Source organism: Virgibacillus proomii, assembly GCF_900162615.1.
GTDB classification, from domain to species: domain Bacteria; phylum Bacillota; class Bacilli; order Bacillales; family Amphibacillaceae; genus Virgibacillus; species Virgibacillus proomii.
The window spans coordinates 1803941-1823514 of sequence record NZ_FUFN01000010.1 but is presented as its reverse complement, the minus strand read 5'-3'; the positions used below and the strand labels follow the sequence as shown (position 1 = coordinate 1823514).

The 19574-nt window shown below is 36.7% G+C and carries 24 protein-coding genes; 2 read left to right on the top strand and 22 right to left on the bottom strand.

The window, feature by feature from the left end; all coding sequences use genetic code 11:
* Nucleotides 1-28 precede the first annotated feature (28 nt).
* The 18 genes from fliY to BN1066_RS20360 all read right to left on the bottom strand — a co-directional run bounded on the left by fliY (nt 29) and on the right by BN1066_RS20360 (nt 14253).
* Entirely contained in the window at nt 29-1150 is a 1122-nt protein-coding gene (gene fliY / locus BN1066_RS15900; RefSeq protein ID WP_077320426.1) for a flagellar motor switch phosphatase FliY, read from the bottom strand.
* A complete protein-coding gene (fliM, locus tag BN1066_RS15895; RefSeq protein ID WP_077320425.1) occupies nt 1140-2138 on the bottom strand; it encodes a flagellar motor switch protein FliM in 999 nt (332 codons plus the stop codon). Before fliM ends, fliY begins: the two co-directional genes overlap by 11 nt.
* 39 nt (nt 2139-2177) lie before the next feature.
* Nucleotides 2178-2597, bottom strand: coding sequence for a flagellar basal body-associated protein FliL (fliL, locus tag BN1066_RS15890; protein ID WP_077320424.1), 420 nt, complete (start codon nt 2595-2597; stop codon nt 2178-2180).
* Complete coding sequence (locus tag BN1066_RS15885; RefSeq protein WP_077320423.1) at nt 2590-2808, bottom strand: flagellar FlbD family protein; 219 nt, start codon at nt 2806-2808, stop codon at nt 2590-2592. The genes fliL and BN1066_RS15885 overlap by 8 nt, the downstream gene beginning before the upstream one ends.
* A gap of 45 nt (nt 2809-2853) precedes the next feature.
* On the bottom strand, nt 2854-3645 hold the full coding sequence (gene flgG, locus BN1066_RS15880) for a flagellar basal body rod protein FlgG (RefSeq protein WP_077320422.1): 792 nt from the start codon (nt 3643-3645) through the stop codon (nt 2854-2856).
* Between the two features lie 77 nt (nt 3646-3722).
* A complete protein-coding gene (locus tag BN1066_RS15875; RefSeq protein ID WP_077320421.1) occupies nt 3723-4118 on the bottom strand; it encodes a TIGR02530 family flagellar biosynthesis protein in 396 nt (131 codons plus the stop codon).
* Nucleotides 4119-4610: a flagellar hook assembly protein FlgD gene (gene flgD, locus BN1066_RS15870; protein WP_077320420.1), complete on the bottom strand. Its 492-nt coding sequence runs from the start codon at nt 4608-4610 to the stop codon at nt 4119-4121.
* Nucleotides 4611-4625: 15 nt separating this feature from the next.
* Entirely contained in the window at nt 4626-5957 is a 1332-nt protein-coding gene (locus tag BN1066_RS15865) for a flagellar hook-length control protein FliK (protein ID WP_077320419.1), read from the bottom strand.
* Nucleotides 5958-5994: 37 nt separating this feature from the next.
* Nucleotides 5995-6606 carry a MotE family protein gene (locus tag BN1066_RS15860; protein WP_077320418.1) on the bottom strand — a complete coding sequence of 204 codons (612 nt, stop codon included), beginning with the start codon at nt 6604-6606 and terminating at the stop codon, nt 5995-5997.
* Nucleotides 6607-6611: 5 nt separating this feature from the next.
* A complete protein-coding gene (fliJ, locus tag BN1066_RS15855) occupies nt 6612-7058 on the bottom strand; it encodes a flagellar export protein FliJ (protein ID WP_077320417.1) in 447 nt (148 codons plus the stop codon).
* On the bottom strand, nt 7058-8377 hold the full coding sequence (gene fliI, locus BN1066_RS15850; RefSeq protein ID WP_077320416.1) for a flagellar protein export ATPase FliI: 1320 nt from the start codon (nt 8375-8377) through the stop codon (nt 7058-7060). The genes fliJ and fliI overlap by 1 nt, the downstream gene beginning before the upstream one ends.
* Nucleotides 8374-9141, bottom strand: coding sequence for a flagellar assembly protein FliH (gene fliH, locus BN1066_RS15845; RefSeq protein ID WP_077320415.1), 768 nt, complete (start codon nt 9139-9141; stop codon nt 8374-8376). The genes fliI and fliH overlap by 4 nt, the downstream gene beginning before the upstream one ends.
* The gene (fliG, locus tag BN1066_RS15840) at nt 9125-10138 is read right to left on the bottom strand and encodes a flagellar motor switch protein FliG (protein WP_077320414.1); all 1014 of its coding nucleotides are present in this window, start codon (nt 10136-10138) and stop codon (nt 9125-9127) included. Before fliG ends, fliH begins: the two co-directional genes overlap by 17 nt.
* Nucleotides 10139-10150: 12 nt before the next feature.
* Nucleotides 10151-11758: a flagellar basal-body MS-ring/collar protein FliF gene (fliF, locus tag BN1066_RS15835; protein ID WP_077320413.1), complete on the bottom strand. Its 1608-nt coding sequence runs from the start codon at nt 11756-11758 to the stop codon at nt 10151-10153.
* Between the two features lie 50 nt (nt 11759-11808).
* A complete protein-coding gene (gene fliE / locus BN1066_RS15830; RefSeq protein ID WP_483887728.1) occupies nt 11809-12075 on the bottom strand; it encodes a flagellar hook-basal body complex protein FliE in 267 nt (88 codons plus the stop codon).
* 142 nt (nt 12076-12217) lie between these two features.
* On the bottom strand, nt 12218-12667 hold the full coding sequence (gene flgC, locus BN1066_RS15825) for a flagellar basal body rod protein FlgC (RefSeq protein ID WP_077320411.1): 450 nt from the start codon (nt 12665-12667) through the stop codon (nt 12218-12220).
* 1 nt (nt 12668) lies between these two features.
* Nucleotides 12669-13064, bottom strand: coding sequence for a flagellar basal body rod protein FlgB (flgB, locus tag BN1066_RS15820; RefSeq protein WP_077320410.1), 396 nt, complete (start codon nt 13062-13064; stop codon nt 12669-12671).
* A gap of 1045 nt (nt 13065-14109) precedes the next feature.
* The gene (locus BN1066_RS20360; RefSeq protein WP_179104418.1) at nt 14110-14253 is read right to left on the bottom strand and encodes a hypothetical protein; all 144 of its coding nucleotides are present in this window, start codon (nt 14251-14253) and stop codon (nt 14110-14112) included.
* A 1055-nt stretch (nt 14254-15308) separates the two neighbouring features.
* Between BN1066_RS20360 and BN1066_RS20355 the strand changes: the two genes are divergently transcribed.
* Complete coding sequence (locus BN1066_RS20355) at nt 15309-15452, top strand: hypothetical protein (protein WP_179104417.1); 144 nt, start codon at nt 15309-15311, stop codon at nt 15450-15452.
* Entirely contained in the window at nt 15449-15529 is an 81-nt protein-coding gene (locus BN1066_RS21340; RefSeq protein ID WP_077320409.1) for a helix-turn-helix domain-containing protein, read from the top strand. The genes BN1066_RS20355 and BN1066_RS21340 overlap by 4 nt, the downstream gene beginning before the upstream one ends.
* 255 nt (nt 15530-15784) lie before the next feature.
* Here BN1066_RS21340 and codY read toward each other — a convergent pair whose 3' ends face one another.
* The 4 genes from codY to xerC are packed head-to-tail and all read right to left on the bottom strand — an operon-like array spanning nt 15785 to nt 19483.
* Entirely contained in the window at nt 15785-16564 is a 780-nt protein-coding gene (gene codY, locus BN1066_RS15810) for a GTP-sensing pleiotropic transcriptional regulator CodY (RefSeq protein WP_077320408.1), read from the bottom strand.
* Between the two features lie 25 nt (nt 16565-16589).
* The gene (gene hslU / locus BN1066_RS15805) at nt 16590-17987 is read right to left on the bottom strand and encodes an ATP-dependent protease ATPase subunit HslU (RefSeq protein WP_077320407.1); all 1398 of its coding nucleotides are present in this window, start codon (nt 17985-17987) and stop codon (nt 16590-16592) included.
* 18 nt (nt 17988-18005) lie between these two features.
* The gene (gene hslV / locus BN1066_RS15800) at nt 18006-18551 is read right to left on the bottom strand and encodes an ATP-dependent protease subunit HslV (protein WP_077320406.1); all 546 of its coding nucleotides are present in this window, start codon (nt 18549-18551) and stop codon (nt 18006-18008) included.
* 23 nt (nt 18552-18574) lie between these two features.
* On the bottom strand, nt 18575-19483 hold the full coding sequence (gene xerC, locus BN1066_RS15795) for a tyrosine recombinase XerC (protein ID WP_077320405.1): 909 nt from the start codon (nt 19481-19483) through the stop codon (nt 18575-18577).
* Nucleotides 19484-19574: the final 91 nt, after the last annotated feature.

The following is a 19574-nucleotide window of genomic DNA, read 5'->3' as shown; positions in this document are numbered from 1 at the left end:
AAAACAAATCCTCCCTAAGAACTGATGTTTATTTTAATTTTTTTATCCTGTCAGACGGACTTAAAATATCTGTCACTCGAACTCCAAAATTTTCATCAATAACAACTACTTCTCCAATAGCTATCGGTTTTTCATTCACTAAAATATCTACCGGTTCCCCTGCTAACTTATCCAGTTCTACAATCGATCCTTGTGATAAATCTAATATATCCTTAATCGTTCGCTTGGTACGCCCGAGCTCCACAGTAACTTTTAATGGAATATCTAAAAGCATATCCAAGTTTCGCTGTTTTGTCTTATTCAATGTAACCGGTTCGAATGGAGTAAAATCAGCTTGCTGTACCTTCTTTTGTTGCGTTATCGTACGATCTCCTAAAAACTGTGGCTCGTCTTTTTGTTTTGTATCCACAGGCTGATCTTCTTGTTGCAACATAGGCACCTCCGCTTCCTTCAAAGCCACATCTAATTCCTCTTCAACTGTTTCACCATTCATCAATTGATCTACTAGATCTTTAGCAAATCCGATTGGCATTAACTGAAAAATGGTTGAATCGATTAAATTACCAACCTTTAATTGAAATGCTACTTTAACAAATGGATCTTCACCTAAAACAGAGGTTGATTCCTGTTCAGGATCTTCTATGTGAATGGTTGGCGGTGATATGTCTACACGCTTATTAAATATCGTAGACATACTTGTTGCAGCTGCCCCCATCATTTGATTCATCGCCTCTTGGACAGCACTTAAATGAATTTCATTTAATTCTTCAGTTGGATTTGTTCCATCGCCGCCAAGCATAATATCAGAAATGATAGCAGCATCCTCAGATTTAATAACGAAGACATTCTTTCCGGAAAACCCTTCTAAATAATTGACTTGAACACTAACTGGCTCAAATGTAAAGTTTTTTAACTCTTCTTGGGCCATCACAGAAACCTGTGGTGTCGTTATTTCTACCTTTTGATTTAATAACGTTGATAACGTTGTTGCTGAGCTGCCAAACGAAATATTACCTATTTCACCTAAAGTATCTACTTCTATCGTTGATAAATATTGGTTTGTTGAAGATGATGTAGTTTCCTCGTCATCTGCACTTACGTTTAAAAGTGCATCAATCTCATCTTGAGATAGCTTCTCGTCATTCCCCATCTTCATTTCCCCCCTTAACATCCTCTAATATCTGAACGGACATTTTATTTTTATATGTACCTGGTTGTGCAAGGAATTTTGGTTCATTATTTACTACGAATGTTAATGGACTATCAATTTCCCTGTCCAAGCCTATTACATCTTCTTTGCTTAGTTTTAGGAACTCGTCAATGGTTATTGTTGCTTCTCCTAAAATAGCTTTTACTTCCACTTCTGCTGTTTGAATATTTTTTGAAAGCTTTTGATAAGCTTCTTCATCTCTTTCTTTTCCAGCTGTCTCCATCCAATAATGAACGGACAGTTTCGAAATAATGGGTTCCAGCACAATATGAGGTATACAGATATTAATCATGCCACTAGCTTCACCAATTGCGGTATTTAATGATACGACAACAACCGTTTCATTCGGTGCAACCATTTGCAGGAATTGCGGGTTCACTTCAAAATCCTCAAGTATTGGGTCAATTTCTACGATAGAAGACCATGCTTCCTGCAATTTAACATTTGCTTTTTCAAAAAGCTGCGACATTAAAATCGTCTCAATCTCAGTTAAATTCTCTACCTTATTAAAACTAACACCTTTTCCACCTAGCGTGCGATCAAGCATGGCATAGGCAATATTAGGATTGATTTCCATGACGATCCTACCCTCTAACGGCTGGACACTATATGTATTTAAAATCGTCATTTTCGGTACCGAGCGAATAAATTCTTCGTATGGAATTTGGTCAACAGATGCTACTGTAATATTCACATAGGTCCTTAACTTCGCTGAGAAAAAAGTTGTTAATAATCTAGCATAATTCTCATGAATCCGAGAAATACTGCGAATTTGATCCTTGGAAAAACGTAACGCTCGTTTAAAGTCATAAACACGAACTTTCTTTTCTTTTTCTTCTTTTTTTAGCTCCTCTGCGTCCATCTCACCGGATGATATCGCTGATAAGAGTGCATCTATTTCATGTTGCGAAAGAACTTCCTCTACCAAGTACAATCACCTCCAATGTGGAGTTCATTATTATTTTGTTTACTGCAATATTTTATTAGTGGTGTACACATCCGTAACCTTCCCTGTAGTCATTAGTTCATTTAATTTGTTTTTAATCTTCTCTTCCAAATCCGTTAACCCGGATTTAAAATCCTCTTCTTTCATCGTTGCTAATTCTTTAATGAGGATATTTTTTAGCTGGAAATCACGCTGACTAATTTCTTTTTTCGCATCCTTACCATTCGTTACGATTTGAAATTGAATACGCACAAAGCTTCCATCTTCAAGATCCGTTGTTATCTCCGGCGTTTCATACGAATATTCCTTTATTTTTTTAATGGATGGGGTTTCTCCATTAGTATTATCGTCATTGATATACCAAACGACGACAAATGCAGCAATGCCTATAACAGCTAATACAGCTATTGAAGTTATCATTGTTTTTACTACATTACTCATCTTCTTTAATTGCCTCCTTTTGTACTACTTGGATGCCGATTTGCTGGTAGTAGGCTAAAACGCGCTCAAGCACTTCCGAATGGGTGTTTTTCACGACTAATTTCTTACCATTAATCAATGTTATCGTCGTATCTGGAAAGTCCTGAACTTGTTCAATCAGGATAGCATTTAATGTAAATTTTTCACCGTTTAACCGTGTTAATGAAATCATGATTTAGGTGGGAGTACGCCCTAACGCACTCCCCTCCCTCCTAACTTAGCGTTTTAAGTTTACAAGCTCTTGCAGAATTTCATCCGATGTTGTAATAATTCTTGTGTTTGCCTGGAAACCTCTTTGAGCTGTAATCATTTCTGTGAACTCTTCTGATAAATCAACATTCGACATTTCAAGTGCACCAGCTATAACTTTTGCTGTACCATCTGTTTCAGGAGCACTTATGCCGTTATAACCGGCATTTTCAGACATTAAATAAAGATTACTTCCTGCTTTTTCTAATCCGCCTGGGTTGGAGAAATTCGCCAAAGCAATTTGACCAGCAGTCTGATTAGACCCATTCGCTGCAATGTACGTAACCGTTCCATCCGATGAAATATCAAAGCTTTTTGCATCTTGCGGAATCGTTATATATCCTCCATTCATACTTTGCAAATAATACCCATTAGCATTTACAATTCGATCATTGTCATCTAAGTAAAAGTTACCGGCACGGGTATAATAAGTTGTTCCATTTCCTTCCAAGATAAACATGCCATTTCCTTCTAACTGAAAGTCTAACGGGTTACCAGTCGACTGCCGAAAGCCTTGAGTATGAATATTATCAATCGAACCTAGTTGTGAACCTAGACCAACTTGAATCGGGTTCACTCCCCCACGTCCAGCTGTTGGCCCTTGAGCACCAGATGTCGTTTGACTCATCATATCTTGAAAGGTAACTCTTCCCTTTTTAAAACCAGATGTATTGACGTTTGCGATATTATTACCTACTACATCAAGCTTGGTTTGAAATCCTCTCATCCCAGAAATTCCTGCGTACATTGAACGTAACATGTCTATTTCCCCTTTTCTAAAATATTTAGCTGTATCTGTCATTCCACAGCTTCTGGCTTCCCAAAAAGGGTCCAGCCTTAGTCATTGATTAAAATAGCACCATTAATATTAGTAAAAATTCGATCTTCTGCCTCATTGCGATCCATTGCTGTTACAACTGTGTTGTTTCTGGCACTGACTAATAATGCTGCATCATTTAATAAGACGAGTGAATCATTAATTCCTTTTCGTTTTGCCTCTGATAATTTAGCTTCAATCCTTTGCCATTGCTTTGCATTAATTTCAATCTTTCGTTCTTGTATACGTGCTGCGGCATGCTTGCTGATTTTTAACTGTCGTTGTTCCAATTGCTCTTGTACTAGTATGTCTTTAAAGCTGGAACTATTTATCTCTTTATTTGTTTTCTTTACTTCTCTAGTTACAAAAGACGGATGCTGAGGTGCTTGAAGAATTCGATGATCCCATGTATTCATCTAGCTCTTCTTCCCTTCTTTTTTCGATTCTTCTGGTTGCTCGTCATCTTTTTTCGATTCTGGATCATTTACTTGTAAAACAGCATCTGCATAAATTTTTTCGCCATTCTCCAGTTCTAAAATAGCCCAGCCATCCTTTTGACTTACAGCTACTACTTTACTGGATACGATCTCTGTTTTTTTGCCTGTTTCTTTGTCATACGCTTGGTAAGTAACTTCTCTTCCTAACATGTGACTATATTTAATAACTGGTGAAACAAGTTGACTTTCAACAAGGTTATCAATAGATTTGGACATATTCATCATTTGTTCTAATGAACTAAACTGGGCCATTTGCGCTATAAACTCACGATCATCCATTGGATTGGTTGGATCTTGATTTTGTAGCTGTACCATTAAAATTTTAAGAAATTCATCCTTCCCTAAATCCGGGTTTGGTGTTCGCTCCTGCTTCTGATTTCGTAAATAGAGCGATGGATCAATTTTGGCCAATATATACACCTCCTTCTACACTTGTTCGTTCAATAGTATCTCTTGGAAGGTAGAAGCAAACTCCCCTTCGGATTTCGCATCCTCACGTTCTGATTCATGCTGATTATCCTGCTCATGGTCTGTAAATTGTTGTGGATTTTCCCCTGAATCCTTTTGCAGTTGTTGTCCCTGTGTTAACTGTGCCTCTTGTCTTTCTATGACTACTTGCTGCGGAGAAAACATATTTCTCAATTTGTGAATATTGGATTCGAGTAAATCTTTAGCAGCTTGAGACTGTACAAGAATACGGACGGTCATTTCGCCATTCAATTCAGTGAATCGTACGAGCAAATTCCCTAAATGCTGGGGGCGTAGTGTGATATGAAGCTGATTTACACCATTTGGCATTTTCATAAACCTACCCGATTTCATGATCCGTTGGAATTGCTGAATCAGTTCCTGTCCCATTTGCTTCTGTGGGTGTTGTTCGGTATTTAAATAGATAACATGCTGTTGCATTTTGTCTAACGGGACAGATGAACTATTTGCTGCTGCTATCATCATTTCTTTATTGCCCATATGTGCATGTTCTGTTTTAGAAACTGTCTCGATAGCATTTGTAAGCCACTTAGCAACATCCGCACTATTTACTTTGGCTTCTCTACTATAAGGTTGTTTTTGTGCAAAACTTTCCCTTTTTTGAAAGGCTTGGACCAACCTCTGCCAAATCGCTTGCTCCTTTGTATTATCTTGCAGTAGACGTCCAGTTGTCTCAGGAGAAACGACAGCTTCTGCATTTTTCATAACTGCATTCCACTGTTTAAGTAATTCCATTAGTTTCGTAGCGGCTTTCGTTATGTCTTGTTTATTATGAACTTGAGCAAGAATCGCTTCTACATTTGAAAAAATAGTAGCTAATTGTTGTTGCACAAGAGCCAAATTTACTTCGCCGTCTTCTATTTCTCCTTGTTGTTCAGAAAGCTTTTCTGCTTCTGGAATCTCATCAAGTTCTGATATTTCATTATTTGAATCAAGCAATAACTGTTGAATGAAAGGTTGTTCTAACATTTTCCAGACATTCGTTTGCTCCTCAATACTTAGTGTTGCAGGCTGATTAGGACTTATAAGTTTGCTCACATATTGAGCAACTAACGTCTTCCCATCAAGTACAGGCAACAAATCGGTTGTATCCATTTGCTCTTCTTCCATTTGGAAAAGCTGATTACCTGTCTCGGAAAGCATTTGATGATGAATCATAAGCTCTTGAAATGGTGAATTAGCTAAGTTTTCCTTGGTAGTTGCTTGCTTCGGCGTCTCTTCACCGATTGTTATTGGCAGCTGCTGTAATAACATGGCAATGGCACTCATTCTCTCACCCCCTTTCTAAGTGAAGTCGATACTTAGCTTAGTTTTCGGTATCAATAAATTGTTGTGTTAATTGTGCGGCTGTATCAGGGTCCATAGCTTCTAACACACTGGCACGCGTATCATCTTTTAGTTCTTTAATAATTGCTAAGGCTGTTTCCCTTTTTAAGCTTTGCAGAATTTTTGCAGCTTGCTCTTCATCCATCCTATTAAAAGATTTGGCCATTGACTTTATCGTATTACCTTGAGCGTCCTTTTCCTCTTCGTTCGTCTTATTCCCTTTTTCAGCTTTTTCAGCCGATTTTTGCTTGTTCTTAAGTTTAACGATATCCTGCTCTAGCTTTTCTAACATCGCTTCTTTATCTTGAAGCTCCTTTTTCAACTCATCAATTTCAGCATTCTTTTTATCAAGCGTTGATTTCATATGTTTTTCTGCAACAGCCGTGTTATCTTCTTCTTCCGTATCAACGAATGAAGATACAACAGGAATATCCTTGCCTTTATCCTTTAACCACCCAGTCACATCCACTCCGGCGACCATTAAAATAATGGTTACAAGTGCAATTGTTATGCTAATTGGAATGACGATCGCAAACAGGAACCAAAGGATGGGATTCATTTTTTTCTTTTCCGTATCTATTTTCTTAGCCATTCACGTCACCTAATTTTTCGATTTAGAAATTGATGTATAGCTACTTCATCCATCATTGCTTTTTCATTTTTCTTGATTGCTTCTATTTTTTCATTCCTTCGATTCTCTATTAACTTTTCAAACTTTTTCATTTCTATATGAGCGTTATTTAACTCAGATTGCTTCGTTTCCATCTCCATTCGGGCTCGTTGTACATCTTCTTGAAGTACCATAATCATTGCATTTAGCTTTTCAATATAACTAAATTGCTCTTTTAATTTTTCCAGAGTCGTTGTCTGATGCATTTTTTCTTCATATGCTACTTCAGCCAGTTCTTTCTTTTTCAAGAGCTCATACAGTTCCATGGCAGTTTGTTCAAAAAAATCAAGTGATTGCTGATAGGCTTTTTGAGCATGTTTCTTTTCTGTTTCTCGAATATGTAAAATCTTAGATAACACCATCGTATCGGACACTATTTGCCACCTCCATTAAGTAAAGCTTTCATCGCATCGACTGACTCCTGGAAAGGATGGTAATCGTTAATTCCTTGCTGCAAGAATGATACTATGTCTGGATGAAAAGAAATAGCCCGATCAATTCCTTGATCTGTTCCCCGTTTGTAAGCGCCGATTTGAATCAATTCCCGGTTCTCTTCAAACGTGGCAATCAGAGAACGGATTTCATTAGCTACTTGAATATGATCATGATCAACAACTTGGTTCATCACCCGGCTAATTGATTTTAATACATTTATTGCAGGGTATTGTCCTCTTTCAGCAAGCTTACGGTCCATTACAAAGTGCCCGTCAAGAATACCACGAACCGTATCAGCAATAGGTTCATTCATATCATCTCCATCCACAAGCACCGTGTAAAATGCAGTGATTGTTCCCTTTTCGTTTGTACCAGTGCGTTCAAGCAATTTCGGTAATGTAGCAAAAACAGAAGGGGTGTATCCTTTTGTAGTTGGTGGTTCTCCAGTTGCTAATCCGATTTCCCTCTGTGCCATCGCTACTCGAGTTACCGAATCCATCATTAAATTAACGCGATACCCTTGATCTCGAAAATACTCACTAATTGCCGTCGCTGTAAACGCACCTTTAATCCTCATCAAAGCAGGTTGATCAGATGTGGCTACAACCACAATCGATTTCTTAAGTCCTGCTTCACCTAAATCTTGTTCAATAAATTCCCTTACTTCGCGGCCTCTTTCTCCAACTAGCGCTATTACATTGATATCTGCTCCGCTATTTCTAGCGATCATTCCAAGCAGCGTACTTTTACCAACACCACTGCCCGCAAAAATACCAATCCGCTGTCCCTCACCAACAGTTAATAAGCTATCAATAACTTTAATACCTACCTCTAACGGTTTCGTAATTGGTGGTCGAAGCATAGGATTAGGAGGAGCCTGGTCGGTAAGAAAGCTGGTTAATCCTTTTGGTAGTGGCTGTCCTTCTAATGGATTACCCAAGGGATCAACCACATTTCCAATCAGCCCCCTACCAATTTTGACACTTAATGACTTGCCAGTTGACTCCACAAGGCACCCAGGACCAATTTCCATTACTTCTGCATATGGCATAAGTATAATTCTCTCTTGATGAAATCCTACTACTTCTGCAAGAATTGGAACTCCCTGATTGGTAGCCGGATGGATATAACAGACTTCTCCGATATTTGCTGCAGGTCCTTTTGATTCAATCATAATTCCAACGACACGTAATACTTTTCCGTATCGTTTATAGGTATCTGCTTTTGAAATTGCGGTTAAAAAATTATTTGTATTCATTGTTTGCTTTCTCCAGCTATTTCTAATAAAATGTAGCGAATTTCCTCCAGCTGTGTGTCAATACTAGCGTCAACTTGTCCAAATTGGTGCTTAATCATGCAACCATTCTCCTTTAGTTCATCTGAAACATAACAGGAAAGCTTTGTGTTGTTCTCCAGTAACGATGCTAATTCGTCTTTATGTTGAACGACAAAAGCATATTGATTCGGATGAAGATAAATAGCAACCTCTGATTGATCATTCAGCTCCTTAATTGCGGCTTTAATGATTGAAAGAAATACTTCTGGATCATCATTGAGCTTTTGTTGGATGATTTTTTCAGCGGTTTGTACTGCAATTTCTAAAATCGCATCAACATGTTGTTCTATAATTGCATGATAATCACGTTTTGCAGTCTCAATAATTTGGTTGGCTTTCACTAAGTATTCTTTATATTTAGCAAGACTTTCTGATTTCCCTTGAGAAAAACCTGCCTCAAATCCTTCTTGCTTTGCTGCTTCGATATATTTCATTTTTTCCGTTTGCCACGCTTCTTTTTCTGCTTGAACTTCCATTTCTATTTGTTCGAGGAGCTTTTTACGCTTCAGCTGCAAGTCAGCTAGTTCCTGCTGTTGTTTTTTAAGCTCGCCTCCAAGCTGTTCATGCTTCAGTAAAGATTGATTTGAGGAAGCTTGTTCTTCTATTTGTGTCTGTAAAGGCTTGATTGTTCTGATTTTAATTTGTTTTCGTTCATTTGCCGTATACAAATTAGACAATGATATCATCACCTCCACCTCGTGCTATGACGATTTCACCGACATCCTCTAATCTGCGAATAGTAGCAACGATTCTTGTTTGTGCTTCTTCCACATCACGTAAGCGAACAGGACCCATATATTCCATCTCTTCTTTAACGGTCTCAGCCATCCGCTGTGACATATTCTTAAATACAATATCTTTCACTTCGTCACTTGCTACTTTCAATGCTAGACGAAGATCTTCATTTTCCACTTCCCGAATCACTCGCTGAATAGCTCTGTTATCCAATATAACAATATCCTCGAATACGAACATCCGTTTCTTTATTTCCTCAGCTAATTCCGGATCTTGGATTTCAAGAGAATCTAAGATGGTTCGTTCCGTGCTTCTGTCAACTCCATTTAATACTTCTACCACAGCCTGAATACCACCAGTTTGTGTATAATCCTCGGTGAAGGAAGCAGAAATATTTTTTTCCAGTACTTGTTCCACCTGAGAAATAATTTCTGGTGATGTCGAGTCCATCGTAGCAATCCGCTTCGCAACATCTGCCTGCATTTCCTGTGGTAAAGCAGATAAAATCTGCCCGGCCTGTTCTGGATCTAAATAGGAAAGTACGAGAGCAATTGTCTGTGGATGTTCTCCTTGTATAAAATTAAATACTTGCTGTGGATCAGCTCGTCGGGCGAAATCAAATGGTCTAACCTGTAAAGTGGATGTAAGACGGTTAATAATATTAGTAGCCTCTTGTTTACCAAAAGCTTTTTCTAAGACTGTTTTGGCATAGCCGATTCCGCCTTGAGCTATATAATCTTGCGCCTGTACAATTTGATGAAATTGTTCAATGACATCTTCTTTTAGCTGATTATCTACCTTTTTTACTGAAGAGATTTCCAGACTGAGTTTTTCGATCTCCTCTTCCGTTAAGTGTTTATAGACTTGCGCTGATACGTCTGGACCTAAGGAGATTAATAGTATTGCAGCTTTTTGTTTTCCAGTAAGTAATCCTTTTTGTCTTGCCAATGTTATTACCCCCTATTCCTCTCCAATCCAGCTTCTCAATAGTTTCGCAAAATCTTCTGGTTTTTCTTTTGCAATTTTCTCTAATTGCTTTTTGCGTATCGTTACTTCCGATTCCTCTTTTTCCGGAAAATCTGGAACTTCTAACTGGGATTGTGCTGTATAAACTTCCTCATCTTCTTCGTCCTCATCTTCTCTTCGTTTACGCAAGAAGTAAACGATTAATCCGATAATTATCAGTAACAAGATGCCACCTACAACATAAAGCCATGTTGGTATCGATGGTTCTTTGGAAGCAGCTGTTGAATCCGTTCCGTTGAATTCCTGAAACACAATCGATACATTTTCTTCTGGATCGACATCTTCAGCATATTCACCATCGATAGAAGTAGTAATAATTGAATTGATAATCGAATTGATTCCATCTTCAACTTCCATCTCTTCTTGTTGTGTTAAATATTCAACGTCTTTTTTATCCGCTGACTTCACTCGATTCACAGCAACTTGAATACCTAAATCACGAACTTTATATGGACTCTCGACGATGTTTTTTCTAATTTTATTAAATTCATTATTAACGGTCTCTTTTGTCATTTCATATTCACCGTCACCGTCTTCATCAGTCGCTTGATAGTTAGCAACATCCTCGTCTCCAGTACCGACGGCTCCACCTGCAGCTGCTCCGGCTCCTTCATACGTTTCCTTAATGGTTTCTATGCTGACAGGCAATCCTTCCATATTTTCCAAATCAACTGGTTCAACAAGATCCTCGGTTCGATTTTCTTGTGTGAAGTCAATATCGGATGTAACAGACACGATAACATTACCTGAACCTACCATAGCTCCAAGCATTTGCTGTAATCGCTTCTGAATGTCTTTTTCAATATCTTTTTTAATGGATTGCTGATATGTATACGCATCTTTTATATTGTTTCCCGAACCTTTCGCGTCAGTTTGCTCGAAACTTTCAAAATATTGATTCGTTATCGCAATATTTTCTGCCGGTAAATTAGGTACGGCTTTAGAAACTAAGTGATAAAGTGCATTTATTTGCCCGCTTTCAAAGTTATAGCCAGGCTCTGTATTAATGACGATTGAAGCGCTCGCTTCCTGTTTTGCATCCTTAACAAATACCGGCTCTTCCGGCATATTAATCATAACTTTAGCATCTTGAATACCATCTATCCCTTTGATCAAATTAGCTAACTCTGTTTGCATCGCATCCAGCTTCATAACATTAAATTCGTTTTCGGTAACACCCCATGATGCATTTTCGCTAAAGAAGGAGTAATCTATATTTCCGCTCTTAGGTATCCCTTGTGCCGCTAGATCGACCACTAAGCTGTCTGCCTGCTCTTCAGGTACTTTAATTTCTTTACCTCCACCTTCTAATTCATATGGTACTCCTCTAGTGTCCAGTTCCTCTTTAATTTGTCCCACTTCTTGTACAGATAAATTATTATATAATGGGACATACTTCGACCTCGTTGTAAAGAATACGATAGCTATGATTAAAAGAATAATAATAACGACGGAACCAATAAATATTAACCGTTGCGCTTTAGTACGATTGTTCCAGAAAGCCGCAGTAGTGTTTTTCCAATTTATCATTTTCTCTTTCATAAGTTCCCCCACCAACGTGCTGTAATAATTAGTCTATTTTTTGTTATGTTTTACACTTGCATGCTCATAATTTCTTTATAAGCATCTACTACTTTTTTCTGGATTTGTACAGTTGCTTCTAGTGTAATACTGGACTTTTGCGCTGCAATCATCACATTGTGTAAGTCATCAATGTTTCCATTGGCCAGTGCTTCTGTTTTCTTATCTGAAGCTACTTGAGATTCATTAACATTAGCAATAGCTTTTTTTAATGTATCTGCAAAATTTGCTTGAGCTTCGCCAGGTGATCGTACTGACTTTTCCTCAAGTGGTGCCATCTTCGTCAGCTGTTGTGTTTGGTTTCCGATCGATAGGATCATTACAAGTCACTCCTTTTCCTAATAACTAATTTCATTTTCTTCCAATATATTTTATTAACCTTAAAATAGTTGTAAAATGGCAGAATAAATGATGCTTACGTTATTTACCGATTTCCAATGCTTTCATTAACATGGACTTACTTGCATTTAATGAAGTTATATTTGCTTCGTAGGATCTAGTTGCACTCATTAAATCTACCATTTCCTTTAACGGATCTACATTTGGTAGTTGAACGTACCCATCTTCATTGGCATCAGGATGCTCGGGATTATACATTTGCTTAAATGGGTTTTCATCTTCCACTATTCCAGTTACTTTAACTCCATTAGAAGAATGATTTCCTATTGCTTTATGTAAAAATGATTGAAATGAATTTGCTTGCGGTTGCATGGTTACCATTTTCCTACGATATGGCTCTACTTCACCAGCGTCATTGATAGTGGCTCTTGTTGTTTGTGCATTTGCGATATTAGAGGAAATAACATCCATGCGAAGTCTTTGAGCTGTTAATGCACTTGCGCTGGAATGGAGCGCGTTGAACATTGTCATGTTACCTTCCTCCCCTCAATACAGTTTGTAAACTTCCAAACTTTCCATTTATCCGGTCTACGAGTGCCTGATAATAAATCTGATTTTCTGCTAAATCAGCCATTTCCTTGTCGACATCGACATTATTACCATTATGCTGATAAGAAGTACTATGTTTCGTCACAGTCCGATACCCATTAACGGTATCATTTTTAAATGCTAGATGCTTGTGATGCGTTCGTTTAGCTTCTAGTGGCTTTGCTAATTCATTTGCTAAAACATTCTTAAATTGTACATCTTTTGCTTTGTAGTTTGGCGTATCCAAATTTGCTATATTTGTAGAAATAGCTCGGTTTTTTGCGGAAGCATAATTCATTGAATTTTCCAATGATTGAATTGTTCCACCAAACAAATTCATATTATCCACTCCTAAAAAAGTACTAACACTATTTTTCTGAACAGTTATAAAGTATCATTTTTATCTACGAATAGTTTAAGTCATATTTCCACTAAAGTCTATCGGTTTCCGACATTTTTCTTCAAAAAAACAAAAGATAGTCATTTTTTACTAGTTATTTTTTACTACAACCATGCCCAGAATTACTATTTTAATACATTTTTATTTTGTTACATCCTATTTTGTTACATTTAGTTGTCGAATTTTAGGAAAATACAGATTTTTATATTTATTTATAGTTCTTATGCCATGCAAAAAAAGTCCTGATTTACTCATATACTACGTCTTATTTTATAATTTGTCTTTTATTTTAAGATGAAAAGTGAGCTATTTTTTTACTTTCGACTGCTTCCTAACATAGAAATTGGTTGTCCATTCATTGATTTTACTGTTTATAGAGGAGATGGAATAGTTTTTGAAATAAGACTAGTGAACAACAATCACCTTTTTCTTCACGAATAATAAGATATGTGAGAAATCACCTAATTTCATAAAGGTAAAAGGACTTTCGAATCATAGCAAGATTGATTTAGATAATCGGTGTTAAAGCCCTGTATATACTGAAAAAACAATGCTTTACAAACCTAAGACCATTATTAGAATGCTTACCTTTATTACTGATAAGTGCGTGTTCGAGTAGAAGCTAAATAGCTTTTGATCGGCTAAGTCGCAATGTATTGCATGGAGGTTTTTCTTACTCCAGAAAAAGAAGATCGCTTTTTCTGTGCACGATGCCTATCATCATGCTCCGATTGTTAGGACTTGTACTGGAGCTTGGGCACTGCATTTAAGTAAAAATTAGGTTTTCCTATTCCAGTAATCCTGTTTAAGCGGCAAATTATTCAGTTTAATATTGCTAAACCACTATGTAAACATTTCCTCTTACAATTGATCCAACAAGCGTTTATTTCCGTCATGAAGGAGAAACGATTATCATCATTTTTAGCAAGAAATAGATACAAAGCAAATTGCCATATCTTCTGGAAATGTCCGGTATGTTTGAATCCTAAGTTTCCCCCATTTCGATATTCACAACTGTTGGAAATAATTGTCTAATACCACCCGCGCTTGTTGCTGTAGAAAAAAATTCATAGATTGGATCTTTTTCAAATACAATAATTTTTTCCATCGTTAAGGAGATTATTAGCAATACTTGAACCCATTACACCACCCTTAACCATGATGATATCTACTTTTACTCACCAGATCATCCCTTGAATGAGTCATTCAAATTCCATTTTATATGTCATATCAAAAAAATCTCCAGTTAGAATAAACAAATTTAATGTTTAATTATTTAAAAATATAGCGTGATAAAATAAAGTAATAGGAGTTATGAATTTAAGGAGGGAAGCAGGTGGAAGATTTCGTGCAAGATGCACAAAATGATATGAAAGCGATTACAGAAGTACTGTCATTTTCAGTATCGTTTAACTGATGTGGCAAATTTATTGCCGCTTCTAATTATAGACGTGTAGGGGCTTCTCATCGTCCGTCAAAAGACGTATTGTTAAAAAATGATTTTGTCATCTATGAAGAGAAAGATATTCACAATGAGAAAAACGTTCTCCCTGAAGTAGCTGTTCCCTAATCAAACAAAAGTTGTATTAGGGATTATCGATACCCCTAAAAAATAATGCCATATGCAAAATTAGTCAAGAAGGATATTGAATTAATGTGGAAAGAAGCAGTTATTAAACAAGTGGATGAATTAGAAAAAACATCCTTGAATCATTTATAAACTATTGCTATTAAGTAAATTTGCTGATCCAATACGAGTTAAACAGTATTGTCAACATCTCTATATGAATGAGCGAACAAAACATTATTGCATCATCATGATTTTACTGCATGTCAATGTCTTATTGCAGCAACCAAAATAATTCTTTGGTCTTTCAATGAGGTCGCGTGGCATATTTATAAAATCATCCAATGATCAATGTGTTTAATGGTAAAAAATTATTTATTCCAAAGGCCATTTTAAATTTAGAAGATGAATATCAGGCTATGGAATGCTTTAGGCATAAGTCAGCTGCCTTTCTAATAGTATGTATGCTATCGATTAGATAATCTTCAATCACTCAGCATTAGCGGTACCATTTGTGATTCTCTTTTACAGGTAAACACATCCTATCATAAAGCCGAACATTTACTGAGTTTTGTCAAAAAGCATAAATTACAATCGGAAATTTTTGATTTCTATTCATGGCCTACTTACTAGCAATTTTTCCAGAACGGATTGATACAACATTTCTCAGCTATATAAAAAAACGTTTGGCAAAATGGATCATGGATGAATCATATGAGGAATCAAGGCGTGATTTATTATTTATTATGATTGCAATATGAATATAGTACATGCAGCCAAACAGCTATTTATCCATCGGAATACGCTTATTAACCGGCTTCATAAGAAGAAAAATTAGCGTGATTAAACACACGGAACTTCCAGCATTGTTTTATTACTATATACTGCCTTTAAAAAATTCTCTGTATATAAAGAAGGAAATTCCCTTTCCGGAAAAATTAGGCATTTAGGTATTATTATCCTCCCACTTCAACTTTTTTCGTTCTCTCTATAACTCTTGAAATGGGAGTCTCATGTCACCACACTAAGCTTTAACTTTTAGGATCTCTTTATCAATTATAAAACCAGAGCAACATGCTCTGGCTTTACAATCTTATCTTGAACGTAATTTTTCTAATTCTACAAGGAAGTTGTGATTTAGTACTTTGATGTATGTTCCTTTCATTCCTAATGAACGAGACTCAATAACACCAGCACTTTCTAACTTTCTTAACGCATTAACAATGACTGATCTTGTAATTCCAACTCGATCAGCAATTTTACTTGCTACAAGTAATCCTTCACTACCATCAAGTTCTTCAAAAATATGGTCAATTGCTTCTAATTCACTATATGATAAAGAGCTAATTGCCATTTGTACAACAGCTTTACTTCTTGCTTCCATTTCAATCTCTTGAGATTTTTCATGAAGGATTTCCATTCCTACTACTGTTGCACCATATTCAGCCAATAATAAATCATCTTCGTTAAATTCTCCATTTAGACGACCAAGGATTAATGTTCCTAATCTTTCTCCTCCACCAATAATTGGTACAATCGTTGTTAAAGCGTTTTGGAATAAGTCACGATTTTCTACTGGAAAAACAGTATGTGGGCTATCAATACCTAAATTAGCTGTTGTTTCATGAATATTGTATAAACCTTCTGTATATTCTTGAGGAAATTGACGTTCCTCTAGCATCGTTTTCATTCTTTCATTTTCAATTTCTTGATTGATAGCAAAGCCCAAAAGCTTTCCACGTCTGCTTAAAATATATACATTCCCTTTAATTACATCACGTAAAGATGCAGACATATCATTAAAGTCAACTGATTTTCCTCCGAATTTTTGTAGCATTGCGTTAATTTTTCTTGCACGATTTAATAGTTCCATAATGATCCTCCATTCGATCTTTAGTTTATAGTATATATTGGCTTAAATCTTTATTTTTAGCGATAGCCCTGAGTTTTTCGTCAACGTAAGCTGGAGTAATTTCAATGGTATCCATATTAATTTCTGGTGCTTCAAAGGAAAGATCCTCCAGCAATTTTTCTAAAATAGTATGGAGTCTTCTAGCTCCTATATTATCCATTTCTTGATTTACTTCATAAGCTATTTCAGCTAGTCTATCTACAGCTTCGTCTGTAAAAACTATATTTATACCTTCTGTTTGTAACAAAGCTGTATATTGCTTTAATAGAGCGTTAGATGGCTCTTTGAGGATACGTTTGAAATCCTCTGTAGAGAGCTTTTCCAATTCAACACGAATCGGGAATCTTCCTTGGAGTTCAGGAATCAGATCAGAAGGTTTCGACATATGAAAAGCACCGGCTGCAATAAATAATATATGATCTGTTTTTACTGGACCATGCTTTGTAACAACAGTAGAACCTTCAATGATCGGTAAAATGTCACGTTGAACCCCTTCTCTTGATACATTAGCAGATTGTTCTTGCTTGCCTGCTACTTTATCAATTTCATCAATAAATACAATACCAGCCTGTTCTGCTCGTTGAATAGCCTCCTGAACGGCTTCTTCCATATCAACAAGCTTAGCAGCTTCCTGTTGAGTTAATACTTTTCTTGCTTCCGATACTGGTAATTTGCGTTTCTTTTTTCTTTTTGGCATAAACTGACTTAATGCATCCTGCATGTTCATGCCCATCTGCTCCATACCGGAGCCTTGTAACATATCGAACATAGATGGAGCCTGTTCTTCTATTTCCACAGATACAAGATGATCCTCTAATTCTCCTAAAGCTAATTGATGCTCTACCCGCTTTCGCTTATTACGAATTTCTTCATTTTTTGCAGATGACTTATCATCATCCTCGTTATTCGTTGACTGTGAAGAAAATAACATTTCAAACGGGTTTTTCGTCTGGTTTTCTGTTTTTGCCTGTGGAACTAAAAGTTTAACTAATTGCTTATTTGCTTCCTTTTCTGCTTTATCTAAAACTTTTTTCATTTTTTCTTCTTTGACCATACGTACAGACATTTCTACTAAGTCACGAATCATGGATTCGACATCTCGGCCAACATAACCTACCTCAGTAAATTTAGTCGCCTCTACTTTTACAAATGGTGCTCCTACCATCTTAGCTAATCTTCTAGCTATTTCTGTTTTCCCTACACCAGTCGGACCGATCATCAATATATTCTTGGGAACAATTTCATCTTTTAGGCTGTCTTCAAGCTGCATTCTCCTGTATCTGTTTCTCAGTGCTACAGCTACCGAGCGTTTAGCACTTTTTTGCCCAATAATGTATTTATCCAATTGTTCCACAATTTGTTTCGGTGTGTAGTCAATTCCCATACTTCCAAAAGGCCTCCTTTAATCAAGCACCTCGAGTGTAATGTGATTGTTCGTATACACACATATTTCTCCGGCAATATTTAAGGCAGCTTGTGCGATCTCTTTAGCTGTTAACTCCGTTGAATATCTAACCAATGCTCGGCCTGCGCTAAGTGCATAATTTCCTCCGGAGCCGATTGCTAAAATTCCATCATCAGGTTCAATCACTTCACCAGTACCAGAAACTAAAAACATATTCTCTCTATTCATGACTATCAACATAGCTTCCAGTTTTCTTAAAACTTTATCACTGCGCCACTCTTTTGCAAGTTCTACAGCGGCTCTCGCAAGATTGCCGTTATATGTCTCCAATTTCCCTTCAAACTTCTCAAAAAGTGTAAATGCATCTGCAACAGATCCAGCAAATCCTGCTAACACTTGCCCCTTAAATAATTTTCGGACTTTTTTCGCTTTATGCTTCATGACAACCGCATTTCCCATTGTTACTTGACCATCACCACTCATGGCACATTGGCCATTGTGCTTAATGGCAAATATTGTTGTGGCATGAAAACCATTCGTCACGCCTCTCACCTCTTCAATTAAAATTAATCATTTGCTCTTGGATGACTTTTCATATAGACGCGCCGCAAATGATCTTTCGTCACATGAGTATATATTTGTGTTGTTGACAAATTTTCGTGACCTAATAACTCTTGAACACTGCGTAAATCAGCACCTTCATTTAAGAGATGTGTAGCAAATGTATGGCGTAATTTATGCGGATGTACATTCACAGTTAAAGCCGCTTTTTTTACTACTCTGTTTAATACATCTCTGATTCCTCTGTCTGTCAATGGAGACCCGCGATGATTCAGGAATAATGCATTAGTTTGCTGTTTTGCTTTAGCTAACAACAACTGTCTACCATCCTGTATGTACGTTTCCAAAGCAATTTCTGCAAATTTACCGTACGGGATGTAGCGCTCTTTTCTGCCTTTTCCTATTACAAACACGGTACCAATCGTGAAATCGATGTTATCAAGAACTAATTGCTGACATTCACTAACACGCATTCCCGTTGCATAAAGCAATTCCAATATTGCTTGATCCCGTTGACCTAATGGATCTGTTAAATCGTTGACTTCAAATAGTTTTTCCAGCTCTTCAGCATACAAAAATCCCGGTATATGGCTTTCTGTTTTTGGTAACCGAATCAATGTAAATGGATTGCCTATTACTATCTCTTCTCGTTCCAAAAATTTAAAAAAGGTTCTTAGTGCAGAAATTTTCCTAGAAACAGATCTTCTGCTGAGCTTTCGATTGTACATCGCATTAAGAAATATACGTACCACTCGCTCATCTACTTCACGAAGATCATTCACAGCTTCCGAAGCCAAGAAGTCAAAAAACAATTCCAGATCATTCAGATAATATTTAACAGTATATGGTGAAGCATTTTTTTCTATTTGTAAGTACTCCTTAAAGGATTGCCAATAGTTCCTGAAATTATTCAAATTTTCACCCCATTAAGCAGCGACTACAGCATAACATAGAACATATTGTTTCGCAATAAATTTAACTAAATTGTAACAAAATTCAGAATCA